This is a genomic window from Micromonospora sp. NPDC005710, from assembly GCF_040630995.1.
Classification (GTDB): domain Bacteria; phylum Actinomycetota; class Actinomycetes; order Mycobacteriales; family Micromonosporaceae; genus Micromonospora.
This window is the reverse complement of record NZ_JBEXYP010000014.1, coordinates 91,802-104,962: the sequence shown is the minus strand read 5'-3', so window position 1 is coordinate 104,962 and position 13,161 is coordinate 91,802. Positions and strand designations below refer to the sequence as shown.

The window sequence follows — 13,161 nt, the reverse complement described above, 5'->3', positions numbered from 1 at the left end:
GGTTCCTCGCGCGGTGCGTTCCTCGCGCGGTGCGTTCCTCGCGCGGTGCGTTCCTCGCGCGGTGCGTTCCTCGCGCGGTGCGTTCCTCGCGCGGTGATCATGGAGTTGGCCTGGGTATTTGCGGCAATCCGCTCCGCTAACCTCATGATCACGAACGGTGGCCGGGCAAGATCGCGCTGATCTTGCAGTTTCGGTCGTCGACATGAGTGGAATGCCTGTTGTGTCGGGACAGAAAGTGCAAGATCGGCGAGCAGGGGAGTTCGGATCCCGGCGATCATGGAGTTGTGGTGCCTGTTTTGGCAGTTTTCTGGCGTTTTGGTGCCCACCACAACTCCATGATCGGCTAGCTGGCGCCGGTTGACGAACAGCCGTTCCGCCAAACGCAACGGCGTTGTCCTGGATCTAGTGGCCTCGCGGCGGCCGCACACCACTACATCCAGTATCGAGCACGATCTTGGGGCCGGCGGGCCGGCCGGCGTGCGGACGAGCCGCGCGCGCGGATCGGCGTGCGGACGAGCCGCGCGCGCGGATCGGCGTGCGGACGTGCATGCGGATCGGCGCGCACGCGGATCGGCGTGCGGCGTGCATGCGGGTCGGCGTGCCGTGAGTGCGGCGTGCGTACGGTTTGGCATGCCGGGCGGGCGGGGCGTGCCGGGGTGCGAAGCGTTCGAGGAGCGGGGCGGGGTGAGGGGGCGGGCGGCGTTTGTGGTCAGGCGGGCGCCCAGCGGCGGAGTTCGCGTTTGGCCAGGGAGTTGCGGTGGACCTCGTCGGGGCCGTCGGCCAGGCGCAGGGTGCGGGTCTGCGCCCAGAGGGCGGCCAGCGGGGTGTCCTGGCTGACGCCCGCGCCGCCGTACCCCTGGATGGCCTTGTCGATCACCCACTCCGCCATCGCCGGCGTGCCGATCTTGATGGCCTGGATCTCGGTGTGCGCTCCCTTGTTGCCGACGGTGTCCATCAGCCAGGCCGTCTTGAGGACCAGGAGCCGGGCCTGTTCGATGCGGACCCGGGACTCGGCGATCCACTCCCGGACCACGCCCTGTTCGGCGAGCGGTCGGCCGAACGCGATCCGCCCGAGCGCCCGCTTGCAGAGCAGCTCCAATGCCCGCTCAGCCATTCCGATCAATCGCATGCAGTGGTGGATCCGGCCCGGGCCGAGCCGGGCCTGGGCGATGGCGAAGCCGGTGCCCTCGGCGCCGATCAGGTTCTCCGCGGGGACGCGGACGTCGGTGAAGTCGATCTCGGCGTGCCCGCCGTGTGAGCCGTCGGTGTAGCCGAAGACGGTCATGCCGCGGCGCACCGTCACCCCGGGGGTGTCCCGGGGGACCAGCACCATGCTCTGCTGGCGGTGCCGGTCGGCGGTGGGGTCGGTCTTGCCCATCACGATGAAGATCTCGCAGCGCGGGTCCATGGCACCGGACGACCACCACTTCCGCCCGTTGATCACGTACTCGTCGCCGTCGCGGGTGATCCGGGTGGCGATGTTCGTGGCGTCGGAGGAGGCGACGTCCGGCTCGGTCATGCAGAACGCCGAGCGGATCTCACCCTCCAGCAGTGGCATCAGCCACCGCTTCTGCTGCGTCTCGGAGCCGAACTCGGCAAGCAACTCCATGTTGCCGGTGTCCGGTGCCGCGCAGTTGACCGCCTCGGGCGCGAGGTGGGGGCTGCGGCCGGTCAGCTCGGCCAGTGGGGCGTACTGGAGGTTGGTCAGGCCGGCGCCGTAGCGCGGGTCGGGCAGGAAGAGGTTCCACAGGCCGCGACGGCGGGCCTCCGCCTTCAGTTCGGCCAGCACCGGGGTACGCGACCACGGGTCCCCGGTGGCCACCTGCTCGGCGTGCACTGCCTCGGCGGGGTAGACGTGTTCGGTCAGGAACCGGCTCAGCTCGTCGCGCAGCTCCTCGGTCCGGCTGTCGTATGAGAAGTCCATCACCGCTCCCTGGCGGCGGTCAGCCCGTGCGCGACCAGCGGTGCCACCATCTCGCCGATCCGGTCGAAGCCCTCGCCGAGCGTCTGCCCGAGCGTGTGGCGGTAGTGGATGCCCTCGCAGATGACAGCGAGCTTGAAACAGCCGAGCGCCACGTGCCAGTGCAACGGCCCGACGTCAACGTCGCTGCGGCCGGCGTACCTGTCGATCAGTTCGCTGCCGGTCGGGAAGCCGGCGCGGGGGCCGAGCCCGTCGGCGACGGGGTTGCCGGCGGCGCTGTCGCTGTCGCCGAGCACGTCCCAGTACGTCAGGAAGAGCCCCAGGTCGGCGAGGGGGTCGCCGAGGGTGGCCATCTCCCAGTCGAGTACGGCGTGCACGGCGACCGGGTCGGCCGAGGCGAGGAGGTTGTCCAGCCGGTAGTCGCCGTGGACGATCCGGCCGGCGTTCGCGCCTTCCGGGGCGGTCGCCGCGAGCAGGTCACGCAGCTCGTCGATGCCGGGCAGTGGGCGGCTGCGGGAGCGGTCGAGCTGCCCGGCCCAGCGGCGGACCTGCCGGGCCAGGTAACCCTCGGGGCGGCCGAAGTCGGCCAACCCGACGGTGGACGGCTCGACGGTGTGCAGCGCGGCGAGCGTGTCCATCATCGCCAGGGCGAGGGCCCGGCGTCGTTCGTCGCCGAGGGGGTCGGTCTGCGCGCGGGCGCGGAACACCTCGCCGGGCATCCGTTCCATGAGGTAGAACGGTGCGCCGATCACCTCGGGGTCGGTGCAGAGGAGCAGCGCGCCGGGGACCGGCACCTCGGTCGGTGCCAGTGCCGAGATGACCCGGAACTCGCGCGCCATGTCGTGGGCGGTGGCCAGGACGTGCCCCAGCGGCGGGCGGCGCAGCACGACCTCGCGGTCGCCGAGGTGCAGCAGGTAGGTGAGGTTGGACTTGCCGCCCGCGATCAGCTGAGCACGCATCGGCATGACGGCCAGCTCGGGGCGGTGCTGGGCCAGGTGGCCGGCGAGACGGTCCAGGTTCAGCCCTGCCGGGGAGACGGGAACGGCCCCCGGCCGTGACTCATCGACGGCCGGATCGCTCATCTGACTAGTTGATGGCAGCCCGCTCACGTTGTCAAGGTCAGAATTTCCGCTCGGGACATGCCTCTGCAACAGGGACGAAATGGTCAACTACCAGGCTGGGGTCAGCCTGCCGGCCGCTCTTTTGCCGGCCCGCCGAGCGGAGGGACAGACATGTTGCTGCGAGTTCGGGTCACCCTGCCGGACCGTCCAGGCACCCTCGGTCAGGTCGCCCGCACGCTGGGTGTCTCCGGGGCGGACATCGTCCAGGTGGTGGTGCTCGAACGACTCGGTGGGCGTGCGGTGGACGACTTCACTGTCGTCTGGCCGGGTGCGGCACGGGTGGAGCGGCTGTTGGCTGGCCTGGCGGCGATACCGGGCGTGCGGGTGGACGGTGTGTGGCGGGCGATCGGCGCGCCCACCACCACCGGCCAGGACGCGGAGCTGTTGGCCCAGGTCGCGGCCAACCCGGCCGACGGGTTGGCAACCCTCGTCGATGCGGTGCCCGGGTTGTTGGCAGCCGACTGGGCGGTGGCCGCCGTGGTGCCCGTCGACTGGGCCTCGCGGACCGGCGGCGGCGGGGCGACGGTGGGGCACGCGAGCTGGCGCGCTCCCGTACCCCTGCGGTTGCCGGAGGTGACCCCGCTGCGCGGTCGGTCGATGACCACGCCCGACGGCACCCACCACGCGATAGCGCCTTTCGGCCGGGCGGGCCTGGTGCTGGTGGTGGCCCGCGACCGCAGTGAGACTCTCTCCGCCGCGGCGTTCCACAGCACCGAGGTGGACCGGCTCACCCAGCTCGTGCGTGCCTGTGCGGTGATCCTCGGCGACCGACTCGACCTCGTCGGGGTGCCGCCGGTCGTCGCCGGCCCCTGAACGGCCCGAGGAGTTCCCGGGCCGACACCGCTGGGCAACCGGGCGGCAACAGGCGGGGGTGAGGCTCTTGGGTGGGGAAGGGAGCCAACCATGACGTTGTGGCGGATCCGAGCGACGGTGGACGACCGACCGGGTTACCTGTCGGTGCTCACGGCGAGCCTCGCGTTGCGAGGGGTCAACATCCTCACCCTCCAGGTGCAGCCCACCGAGCAGGGCGCTGTGGACGACTTCCTTGTCGACGCGCCGGACGCGCTCGACGAGGCCGAGCTGATCGCCGCCGTCGAGCGCGGTCGGGGGCGGGACTGCTGGGTGGCGCGCAGCGAGGCGCGTGGCCTGGCCGACCAGCCCACCCGGGTGCTCGGGCTGGCCAACAGGCTGGTGCGTGACCCGGACGCCACGGGTGAGGCGTTGCGGACCCTGCTGGCTGCCGACGTCGTCAGCTGGCGACCGGCGTCGGTGGGCGCCGAACGGGGAATCACCGGGGCCAGCATGCTGCTGGCCGACCCGGCGGGCGGTTCGTTCGCGTTGCGCCGGGCCGCGCCCGACTTCACCCCGGCGGAGTACGCGCGGGCGCAGGCCCTTGTCGAGTTGGGCGCCTCTGTGGCGCGTCGTGCCGCGGAGCAGGTCACAGTGGTGCTGCCCGACGGCGCGGAGGTGGTGGTCCGCCCGGCCACCGCCGACGACCTGTCCGGCGTCGTGGAGCTGCACGAGGCGTGCTCGCCGCGCAGCCGGCAGCGGCGTTATCTGGGCGGGGCGGCGCTGCCCCGGCCGGCCCGTCTGCGTCAACTGCTGGAGCCGACCCGGGGGCTGACGCTTGTCGCCAGCACCACCGGTTCCGACGGCACGGCCGAGTCGGTGGTCGCCATGGCGAACCTGCTCGGTGAGGGCGACGAGGCGGAGGTGGCGCTGCTGGTGCGCGACGACTGGCAGCGGCGTGGGCTCGGGTCGGCGTTGCTGCGCCGGCTGGTCCAGCACGCCGACCGGTCCGGGTACTCGGCGCTGGTGCTGCACGTCCAGGCCACCAACGACCCGATGCTGCGGACGCTGCACCGGCTGGGTCGGCCCGCCACGGCGGAGCGCGACGGTGGGCTGCTCACCCTCACCGTGCCACTCGCGGTGGCGGCCCCGGCGGACCGGAATGGCGCATTCTCCACGCCGGTCCGGTAGAGCCTGACGAGGGCCCCTTGTGCGCGCCGAGCGTCCACAAGGGGCCTCTCGCGTTGCCGGTGTCAGGTGGCGGGGTAGCTGGTGTAGTCGGGGAAGTTGCCGTAGAGCCGGCTGTCGCCGCCGACGGTGACGGCCTGCACGAGCAGGTCGCCGCCGACGAACGCGCCCTTCCAGGAGGCCCCCCGGCCGCCGAACGGTTCGTCCCGGTCACCGCGTGAGCGCGGCTTGTTGATGCCCACCTTGAACGCCTGCAGGTCAACGGCGAGCTTGCCGGCCTCGTCGGTGTCGTCGCAGGCCAGCGAGGCCACCAGCGCGCCATTGGAGGCGTTCATGGCGGCCAGCAGTTCGTCGGTGGTGTCCACCACGACGATCGTGTCGACCGGCCCGAACGGCTCCGCGTGCATCAGCCGGGACCGTCCGGGTGGGGCGAGCAGCACCGACGGCGCCACGTACGCGGAGGTGTCCTGCCCGGGCAGGAACGGCGCACCGGTGAGTTTGCCCCGGTGCAGGGGGATCGCGCCGCCGCGGACCGCCTCGTCGACGGTGCGGCGTAGTTCGTCGGCCTTGGCGGCGCTGATCAGCGGCCCGAAGTCCAGCTCGGGCAGCGGGTCACCGGCGGTCCAGTCGTCGCCGACGGCGAGCGGGTGACCGAAGCGGATCGAGCGGACGACCGGCAGGTACATGTCGAGGAACTCGTCGACCAGGTCGCGTTGCACGACGAACCGGGGGTACGCGGTGCAGCGCTGCTTGCCGTACTCGAAGCCCTTCCTCAGGTGGGTGGCCAGCAGGTCCCACTGGGTGAAGTTCCAGATGCCCCAGGCGTTCAGGCCCTCCTGTTCGATGAAGTGCCGCTTGTCGCTGTCGAGCAGCGCCGCGGCCACCTTGCCGCCGTTGGAACGGCCCCCGACGAACGCCACCGCGCCGATCTCGGGTGCCCGGACCAGCACCTCGGAGAGTTCTCCGCCACTGCCGGAGACGAGGGTGGCGGGCAGCCCGGCCCGGCGCATCAGCGCGTGCGCGACGGTCAGGCACACCGCGCCGCCCTGGGAGGGCGTCTTGGCGATGACCGCGTTGCCGGCCAGGAGCTGCACCAGTTCGGCGTGCACCAGCACGCTCATCGGGTAGTTCCACGACGCGATGTTGCTGACCGGCCCGGGCAGTGGCTCACGGCCGCCGGCGAGCATCCGGTCGATCTCGGCGGCGTACCAGCGGACGCCGTCGAGTGCCCGGTCCACGTCGGCGCAGGCCAGCCGCCACGGTTTGCCGATCTCCCAGACCAGCAGCAGGGCGAGCAGGTCGCGGTGGGCGGTGAGCGAGTCCAGGGCGTCGGCGACCCGGGCCTTGCGGTCGGCCAGTGGGGTCTGCGCCCAGGCCCGGTGCGCGGCGGCGGCGTGTGCGACAGCGGCGCGCGCGGTGGCCGCGTCGACCCGGGGCAGGTTGATGAGGACGGTGTTGTCCAGCGGGGTGCGGACCGGGGTGGGTTGGCCGACGGCCCGCCATTCGCCCTCGACCAGGTTGTGCAGTGTGGTGATGCCGTCGACCTGGGCGCCGAACGCCTCCGGGGTCACTGCCACCGCGCGGGCCAGGATGTCGGTCCAGGCGGTGTCGTCGGCGAGTCGTGGTGCCATCGCTTCTCCTCAGGGTTGACCGGGGAGCGGCGGCGTCGACGGCACCGCTGGTGAGCGGTACTGTCTCGCGCTTTGTAGTGGGTCAGCAACAGTACGTTCGTCTGGCTGGCCGTCGACGCGCTCCAGCGGTGCGGAAATTGGTTTGGTCACCTTCACCGTGAGCTGCGCAAACGGCGCTCATCCATCGAGAAGCATCGATGGTGTGAGATGGTCCGCAGTTGTTACCGGCTGGTACGGACGTGGCGCCCAGTGCCTCGGCCACGACCGGCGGGCTTCCCAACCGTCGACCCGACCATTACATTGTCGGTTATCCATGGGAGCGCTTCCATGACCCATGGACACACCGCCACCCCCGCTGTCGCCGGTGGCCGTGCCGCCCGTACGCCGTCCCGCGTCGGTGCGACCGCCGGCGGCGCCTCCGACAGGAGCCCGCCATGCGCCACCTGACCCGGCCGTTCACCGGCCAGCCTGGCCGGTCACCGGCCGCCGACCAGCCCTGGCCGCGGCGGCTGCTGGCCATCGGCGTCGCGCTGCTCACCGGCGCGTCCCTCGCGGTGACCGCGCCGCCGTCCGGGCCCGCCACCGCCGCGCCGGCCGCGACGTACAACTACGCCGAGGCGTTGCAGAAGTCGCTGCTCTTCTACGAGGCGCAGCAGTCCGGTCGACTGCCCGACTGGAACCGGGTCTCCTGGCGCGGAGACAGCGCGCTCACCGACGGCGCCAGCGCGGGCGTGGACCTCACCGGCGGCTGGTACGACGCCGGCGACCACGTCAAGTTCGGCTTCCCGATGGCGTTCAGCGCCACGATGCTCGCCTGGGGAGCGGTCGAGTACCGCAGCGGCTACACCGCCTCCGGGCAACTGCCGCACCTGCTCAACAACCTGCGCTTCGTCAACGACTACTTCATCAAGGCGCACCCGTCGGCGAACGTCCTCTACGGACAGGTCGGCAAGGGCGACGACGACCACAAGTGGTGGGGCCCGGCCGAGGTGATGCCGATGGCGCGGCCCGCGTACAAGATCGATGCGAGCTGTGGCGGCGCGGACCTGGCGGGGGAGACGGCCGCCGCGATGGCCGCCTCGTCGATGGTGTTCCGGCCCACCGACGCGGCCTACGCGGACAAGCTGCTCGGGCACGCCCGGCAGCTCTACACCTTCGCCGACACCGTGCGGAAGGCGTACCACGAGTGCATCACCGACGCCACCAGCTTCTACCGCTCGTGGAGCGGCTGGCAGGACGAGCTGGTCTGGGCCGCGATCTGGCTGCACCGGGCCACCGGCGAGGCCAGCTACCTGACCAAGGCCGAGAGTGAGTACGACAAGCTCGGCACCGAGAACCAGTCCACCACCCGCTCCTACAAGTGGACGATCGCCTGGGACAACAAGCAGTTCGGCGCGTACGTGCTGCTGGCCAACCTGACCGGCAAGCAGAAGTACGTCGACGACGCCAACAGGTGGCTGGACTACTGGACCGTCGGGGTGAACGGGCAACGGGTGCCCTACTCGCCGGGCGGGATGGCGGTGCTCGACTCCTGGGGCGCACTGCGCTACGCCGCGAACACCTCCTTCGCCGCGCTCGTCTACAGCGACAAGACCACCGACACGACCCGCAAGGCGCGCTACCACGACTTCGCCGTCCGACAGATCAACTACGCGCTCGGCGACAACCCCCGCAACTCCAGCTACGTCATCGGGTTCGGCGCCAACTCGCCGAAGAACCCGCATCACCGCACCGCGCACGGCTCCTGGTGGGACAGCCAGACGGTCCCCGTCGAGACCCGGCACACCCTGTACGGCGCGCTCGTCGGTGGCCCGTCCTCGGCCAACGACGCGTACAGCGACAGCCGCTCGGACTACGTGATGAACGAGGTGGCCACCGACTACAACGCCGGCTTCACGTCCGCGCTGGTCCGGCTGACCTCCGAGTACGGCGGCACGCCGCTGGCGAACTTCCCGGTCGCCGAGACCCCGGACATCGACGAGTTGACGGTCGAGACCACAGTGACGCAGGCCGAACCTCGGGCCACCGGGCTCAAGGTGATGGTCTACAACAAGTCCGCGTTCCCGGCCCGTGCGCTCACCGACGGCAGGTTCCGGTACTACTTCCGCCCCGACGGCACCGGCCCGGTGCAGGTCACCGCCGGCTACACCCAGGGCTGCCCGTCGCCGACCACCGCCAAGCAGTACAGCGGCGACATCTGGTACGTCGAGGTGGACTGCACCGGCTACACGATCGCCCCGGCCGGTCAGTCGCAGCACCGGATGGAGGTGCAGTTCAAGGTGGGTGTGCCGGAGGGCGGCACCTGGGATCCGACCAACGACCCGTCGTACCAGGCCACCGCCGGGCCCAACCGGAAGGTCCCGCTGTACTCCGGCACCACCCGGGTCTGGGGCGAGGAGCCCGGCCCGGTCGTCCCGGACACCACGGCGCCGACCGTCCCCGGCACCCCGGTGGCGTCGAATCTCGGCCCCCGCACTGTCACACTGACCTGGGCGCCGTCCACCGACAGCGGCGGCAGTGGCCTCGCCGGGTACGACGTCCGCGAGTTCATGGTCGGTAACGACGTGGTGGCGACCCGGCGGGTCACCGGAAACACGATCACCATCACCACGTTGCTTCCGGAGCGGACGTTCGAGTACACGATCGTGGCGCGCGACGGCGCTGGCAACGAGTCGGCCGCCTCGCCGAAGCTCAGCGTGACCACGCCACCGGCCGGCACCGCCGACACCACAGCGCCGAGCACACCCGGCACCCCGGTCGCCTCCGCCGTCACCGCCACCGGGCTCACACTGGCCTGGACCCCGTCGACCGACAACGTGGGCGTCACCGGTTACCGGGTCTACCGCGAGGCCGGCGCCACCGACGTGCTGGTCGGGTCGCCGACCGGCAGCACGATCGCGGTGACCGGGTTGACCGCCTCCACGGCGTACCAGTTCTACGTGGTGGCAGTCGACGCGGCCGGCAACACCTCGGCGGCGTCCGTGCCGGTCTCGGTGACCACCGCGGCCCCGCCGGTCGGCGGCACCTGCTCCGTCGGGTACGCCACCACCGACTGGGGCAGCGGCTTCACCGCCAACGTGTCGATCACCAACACCGGCACCACGGCGATCAACGGTTGGACGCTGCGATTCAGCTTCCCCGGCGGGCAGAGCGTCAGCCAGGGCTGGTCGGCGGCGGTCACCCAGAGCGGCGCGGCGGTCACCGCCACGAACCTGTCCTACAACGGCACGATCGCGGCCGGCGCGTCGGTGAGCTTCGGCTTCAACGGCACGTACAGCGGCAGCAACCCGAAACCGACCGCCTTCACCGTCAACAACACCCCCTGCGCCGTCGCCTGACCGGCACCAGTCCGCAAGATCCGCGCAACATCACCGAAAGTGCTGCCTCCTCGCGTTGGGAGGCAGCACTTTCCGCGTAGTTGCGCGGATCTTGTCTCAGGGCAGGTGTGGTGACCCGCCCGCTCACTCCACCAGGTCGTCGGCGAGCAGATCCATCAGCAGACCGTCGTGCCAGCGGCCGTCCGCGCCGCGCTCGTAGCGGCGCAGCACCCCCACCGGACGAAAACCCACCTTCGCGTACGCCCTGATGGCGGCGCTGTTCGCCGCCGCCGGGTCGATGGTGAAGCGGTGGTGGCCGTACTCGTCGATCAGGTGGCGGGCCAGGGTGCGGATCGCGTCACCACCGAGGCCGGCCCCGCGCTCCGCCGGATCGAGGAAGACGTCCATGCTCGCGTGTCGGTAGTCCGGGTCCGCCTCGGCGTGCCACTGGATCGCGCCGATCACCCGGCCGTCGTGCTCGATCGCGTACAGGTGCAGGTCGTCGTCGGCGAGGTCGGCGCGGACCGAATCGGCCAGGTCGTCACCGCCCCGCCACCACCGGCGTACCTCCGGGTCGGCTCGGATCGCCGCGAGAGCCGGCACGTCCGCGACCGTCGCCTGTCGTAGTGTCACCGCCCGCCCCCGCAGCACCGGCTCAGCCCCGGATCTCGCCGTGCTCGACGCAGACCGCCGACCAGCCCACCGGCAGCACCTGCACCTTCATCCGGCGACGGCAGCGGGGGCAGAAGCGGGGCGGCTCCAACTGGCGGGCCGACGCGCACGCCGGGTGGGCGGTGGCCGTTGCCGGCTCACCGCACCTGTCGCACCACGGCTGCGTCGTCGTCATCGTCGTCACAGCGTGGCGGAGAGGGCCTTGACCGGCATCTTCAACTCGTTCAGCAGCTCCAGGTCGGCCGTCGCCGGTCGACCGAGCGTGGTCAGGTAGTTGCCGACGATCACCGCGTTGATGCCACCGAGCAGACCGTCGCGGGTGCCGAGGTCGCCGAGGGTGATCTCGCGGCCGCCGGCGTACCGCAGGATGGTGCGCGGCATGGCCAGCCGGAACGCGGCGATGGCCCGCAGCGCGTCCTTGCCCTCCACCACCGGGCGGTCACCGAGCGGGGTGCCGGGGCGCGGGTTGAGGAAGTTGAGAGGCACCTCGTGCGGGTTCAACTCGGCGAGCTGCGCGGCGAACTCGGCCCGCTGCTCGACTGTCTCGCCGAGGCCGAGGATGCCACCGCAGCACACCTCCATGCCGGAGTCGCGAACCATCCGCAGCGTCTCCCAGCGCTCCTCCCACGAGTGCGTGGTGACCACGTTGGGGAAGTACGACCTGCACGTTTCCAGATTGTGGTTGTAGCGGTGCACGCCCATGTCGACCAGGTCGTCGACCTGCTCCTTGCTGAGCATGCCCAGCGACGCGGCGACCTGGATGTCGACGGCCGCCCTGATGGCGGCGACGCCCTCGCGCATCTGCTTCATCAGCCGGGCATCCGGGCCCCGGACCGCGGCGACGATGCAGAACTCCGTCGCTCCGGTCGCCGCGGTCTGCTTCGCCGCCTCGACGAGCGACGGGATGTCCAGCCAGACCGAACGCACCGGTGAGGTGAACAGGCCCGACTGCGAGCAGAAGTGGCAGTCCTCCGGGCAGCCGCCGGTCTTGAGCGAGACGATTCCCTCGACCTCGACCTCCGGGCCGCACCAGCGCATCCGCACGTCGTGAGCGAGCTGGAGGGCGGCGGGCAGGTGCTCGTCGGGGAGGTTCAGCACGGCGAGGACGCCGGCCTGATCGAGGCCGACACCGTCACCCAGGACCTGGGTCCGGGCCTGGTCGAGGATCTCTGGCATGGCTCGTACCCTACTAGGCCGGTACCAGAGGCTCGGTCGAGCCAGGGGCCCTCGTACCGGCCGTGGGCTCTCCGATCAGCCGGAAGACCTGGCGGCCCGTCCGCACCTCGCACCGAGTGGAACCGTCGGGCCGGTGGCGGCGGGTGGTAATTTCGCCCGGCGGGTGTCGGGCTGACCGGCACGCACAGCGGGGGAGGGTGACGGTGGCGGACTGGCTGGCGGCGCTCGACCGCCGTGCGGAGCTGCGGGCCAAGGCCGGGCTCACCCGGCGGCTGCATCCGCGTCCGGCCGACGATCAGATGACCGATCTGGCCGGCAACGACTACCTCGGCCTGGCCACCCACCCGGAGGTCACCGCCGCGGCCACCGCGGCACTCCTGGCGTACGGGCTGGGGGCGACCGGGTCGCGTCTGGTGCGCGGCTCCACGGACGCGCACCGGGCGCTGGAGCAGGACCTGGCCCGTTGGCTGGGCACCGACGGGGCCCTGGTCTTCTCCTCGGGCTACCTGGCCAACCTCGGTGCGCTGCGGGCGCTCGTCCAACCTCGGACGTTGCTCGTCTCCGACGCGCACAACCACGCGTCGCTCATCGACGGCTGTCGCCTCGCCGGTGCGGAGACGGTGGTAACCCCGCACGCCGACGTCGACGCGGTGGCCGCCGCGCTCGCGGCCGCACCCGGCCGCCCGGCGGTGGTGGTGACCGAGTCGGTCTTCTCGGTCGACGGTGACCTCGCCCCGCTGGCTCGACTGCACGCGGTGGCGCGCCGCCACGGCGCGCTGCTGCTCGTCGACGACGCGCACGCGCTGGGGCTGACCGGGCCGGCCGGCGCGGGCGCGGTGGCGGCCGCCGGGCTGGCCGGTGAGCCGGACGTGGTGGTCACCGCCACCCTGTCCAAGGCGCTCGGTGGCGCTGGTGGCGTCGTCGCCGGCCCGGCCGAGTTCGTCCGGCATCTGATCGAGACCGGGCGCACGTTCATCTTCGACACGGCACTGCCGCCAGCGGTCGCCGCCGGTGTGCACGCGGCGCTGCGGCTCGCCCAGGTCGGCGACGACAGGCGCGCCGAGTTGTCCGACCGGGTGCGGCTGGCTGTCGGTCGACTGCGGGCGGCCGGGCTCACCGTCTCCGCCCCGGACGCGGCGGTCATCTCGGTGACCGCCCCGGGGCCGGAGGCGGCGACCGCCTGGGCAGCGGACTGCCGGGACCGGGGCGTCGCGGTGGGCTGTTTCCGGCCACCGTCCACCCCGGACAGCCGCTCCCGCCTGCGCCTGACGGTGAGCGCGGGAGTGCCGAGGGTGGCGTTCGAGCGGGCGCTCGACGTCATCGTGGACTGTGCGCCGTGAGCGTGA

11 protein-coding genes are annotated in these 13,161 nt (G+C 71.8%); 4 read left to right on the top strand and 7 right to left on the bottom strand.

Annotation, left to right across the window (positions count from 1 at the left end):
- The 3 genes from ABZ406_RS20065 to ABZ406_RS20055 all read right to left on the bottom strand — a co-directional run.
- Positions 1-326, bottom strand: a 326-nt coding sequence (locus ABZ406_RS20065; protein WP_357763614.1) for a hypothetical protein, incomplete at its 3' end; no start/stop codon positions are given.
- Positions 327-709: 383 nt separating this feature from the next.
- Positions 710-1,924: an acyl-CoA dehydrogenase family protein gene (locus ABZ406_RS20060; protein WP_357763611.1), complete on the bottom strand. Its 1,215-nt coding sequence runs from the start codon at positions 1,922-1,924 to the stop codon at positions 710-712.
- Positions 1,924-3,003, bottom strand: a complete 1,080-nt coding sequence (locus tag ABZ406_RS20055; protein WP_357763608.1) for a phosphotransferase family protein — start codon at positions 3,001-3,003, stop codon at positions 1,924-1,926. The genes ABZ406_RS20060 and ABZ406_RS20055 overlap by 1 nt, the downstream gene beginning before the upstream one ends.
- Before the next feature lie 150 nt (positions 3,004-3,153).
- On the opposite strand from ABZ406_RS20055, the gene ABZ406_RS20050 reads away from it, so the two are divergent.
- Positions 3,154-3,855 (top strand): amino acid-binding protein, encoded by a 702-nt coding sequence (locus ABZ406_RS20050; protein WP_357763605.1) that lies wholly within the window; start codon positions 3,154-3,156, stop codon positions 3,853-3,855.
- A 90-nt stretch (positions 3,856-3,945) separates the two neighbouring features.
- Positions 3,946-5,022 (top strand): GNAT family N-acetyltransferase, encoded by a 1,077-nt coding sequence (locus tag ABZ406_RS20045; RefSeq protein ID WP_357763602.1) that lies wholly within the window; start codon positions 3,946-3,948, stop codon positions 5,020-5,022.
- Between the two features lie 62 nt (positions 5,023-5,084).
- Here ABZ406_RS20045 and ABZ406_RS20040 read toward each other — a convergent pair whose 3' ends face one another.
- The gene (locus ABZ406_RS20040; protein WP_357763599.1) at positions 5,085-6,650 is read right to left on the bottom strand and encodes an aldehyde dehydrogenase family protein; all 1,566 of its coding nucleotides are present in this window, start codon (positions 6,648-6,650) and stop codon (positions 5,085-5,087) included.
- Positions 6,651-7,084: 434 nt separating this feature from the next.
- On the opposite strand from ABZ406_RS20040, the gene ABZ406_RS20035 reads away from it, so the two are divergent.
- Positions 7,085-9,988, top strand: a complete 2,904-nt coding sequence (locus ABZ406_RS20035; protein ID WP_357763596.1) for a glycoside hydrolase family 9 protein — start codon at positions 7,085-7,087, stop codon at positions 9,986-9,988.
- Positions 9,989-10,111: 123 nt separating this feature from the next.
- Here ABZ406_RS20035 and ABZ406_RS20030 read toward each other — a convergent pair whose 3' ends face one another.
- From ABZ406_RS20030 to bioB, 3 genes are read right to left on the bottom strand one after another with little or no spacing between them, the layout of a single operon-like run.
- On the bottom strand, positions 10,112-10,618 hold the full coding sequence (locus ABZ406_RS20030; RefSeq protein ID WP_357763592.1) for a GNAT family protein: 507 nt from the start codon (positions 10,616-10,618) through the stop codon (positions 10,112-10,114).
- Positions 10,619-10,622: 4 nt separating this feature from the next.
- On the bottom strand, positions 10,623-10,814 hold the full coding sequence (locus ABZ406_RS20025; protein ID WP_357763589.1) for a hypothetical protein: 192 nt from the start codon (positions 10,812-10,814) through the stop codon (positions 10,623-10,625).
- 5 nt (positions 10,815-10,819) lie between these two features.
- On the bottom strand, positions 10,820-11,815 hold the full coding sequence (gene bioB / locus ABZ406_RS20020) for a biotin synthase BioB (RefSeq protein WP_357763586.1): 996 nt from the start codon (positions 11,813-11,815) through the stop codon (positions 10,820-10,822).
- 203 nt (positions 11,816-12,018) lie between these two features.
- On the opposite strand from bioB, the gene ABZ406_RS20015 reads away from it, so the two are divergent.
- Positions 12,019-13,155, top strand: coding sequence for an 8-amino-7-oxononanoate synthase (locus tag ABZ406_RS20015; RefSeq protein ID WP_357763583.1), 1,137 nt, complete (start codon positions 12,019-12,021; stop codon positions 13,153-13,155).
- Positions 13,156-13,161: the final 6 nt, after the last annotated feature.

What these genes read in the sequence shown, in the direction of transcription:
- ABZ406_RS20060 (WP_357763611.1), bottom strand. Translation starts at nt 1,924, where the DNA reads ATGGACTTCTCATACGACAGCCGGACCGAGGAGCTGCGCGACGAGCTG.
- ABZ406_RS20055 (WP_357763608.1), bottom strand. Translation starts at nt 3,003, where the DNA reads ATGAGCGATCCGGCCGTCGATGAGTCACGGCCGGGGGCCGTTCCCGTC.
- ABZ406_RS20050 (WP_357763605.1), top strand. Translation starts at nt 3,154, where the DNA reads ATGTTGCTGCGAGTTCGGGTCACCCTGCCGGACCGTCCAGGCACCCTC.
- ABZ406_RS20045 (WP_357763602.1), top strand. Translation starts at nt 3,946, where the DNA reads ATGACGTTGTGGCGGATCCGAGCGACGGTGGACGACCGACCGGGTTAC.
- ABZ406_RS20040 (WP_357763599.1), bottom strand. Translation starts at nt 6,650, where the DNA reads ATGGCACCACGACTCGCCGACGACACCGCCTGGACCGACATCCTGGCC.
- ABZ406_RS20035 (WP_357763596.1), top strand. Translation starts at nt 7,085, where the DNA reads ATGCGCCACCTGACCCGGCCGTTCACCGGCCAGCCTGGCCGGTCACCG.
- ABZ406_RS20025 (WP_357763589.1), bottom strand. Translation starts at nt 10,814, where the DNA reads ATGACGACGACGCAGCCGTGGTGCGACAGGTGCGGTGAGCCGGCAACG.
- bioB (WP_357763586.1), bottom strand. Translation starts at nt 11,815, where the DNA reads ATGCCAGAGATCCTCGACCAGGCCCGGACCCAGGTCCTGGGTGACGGT.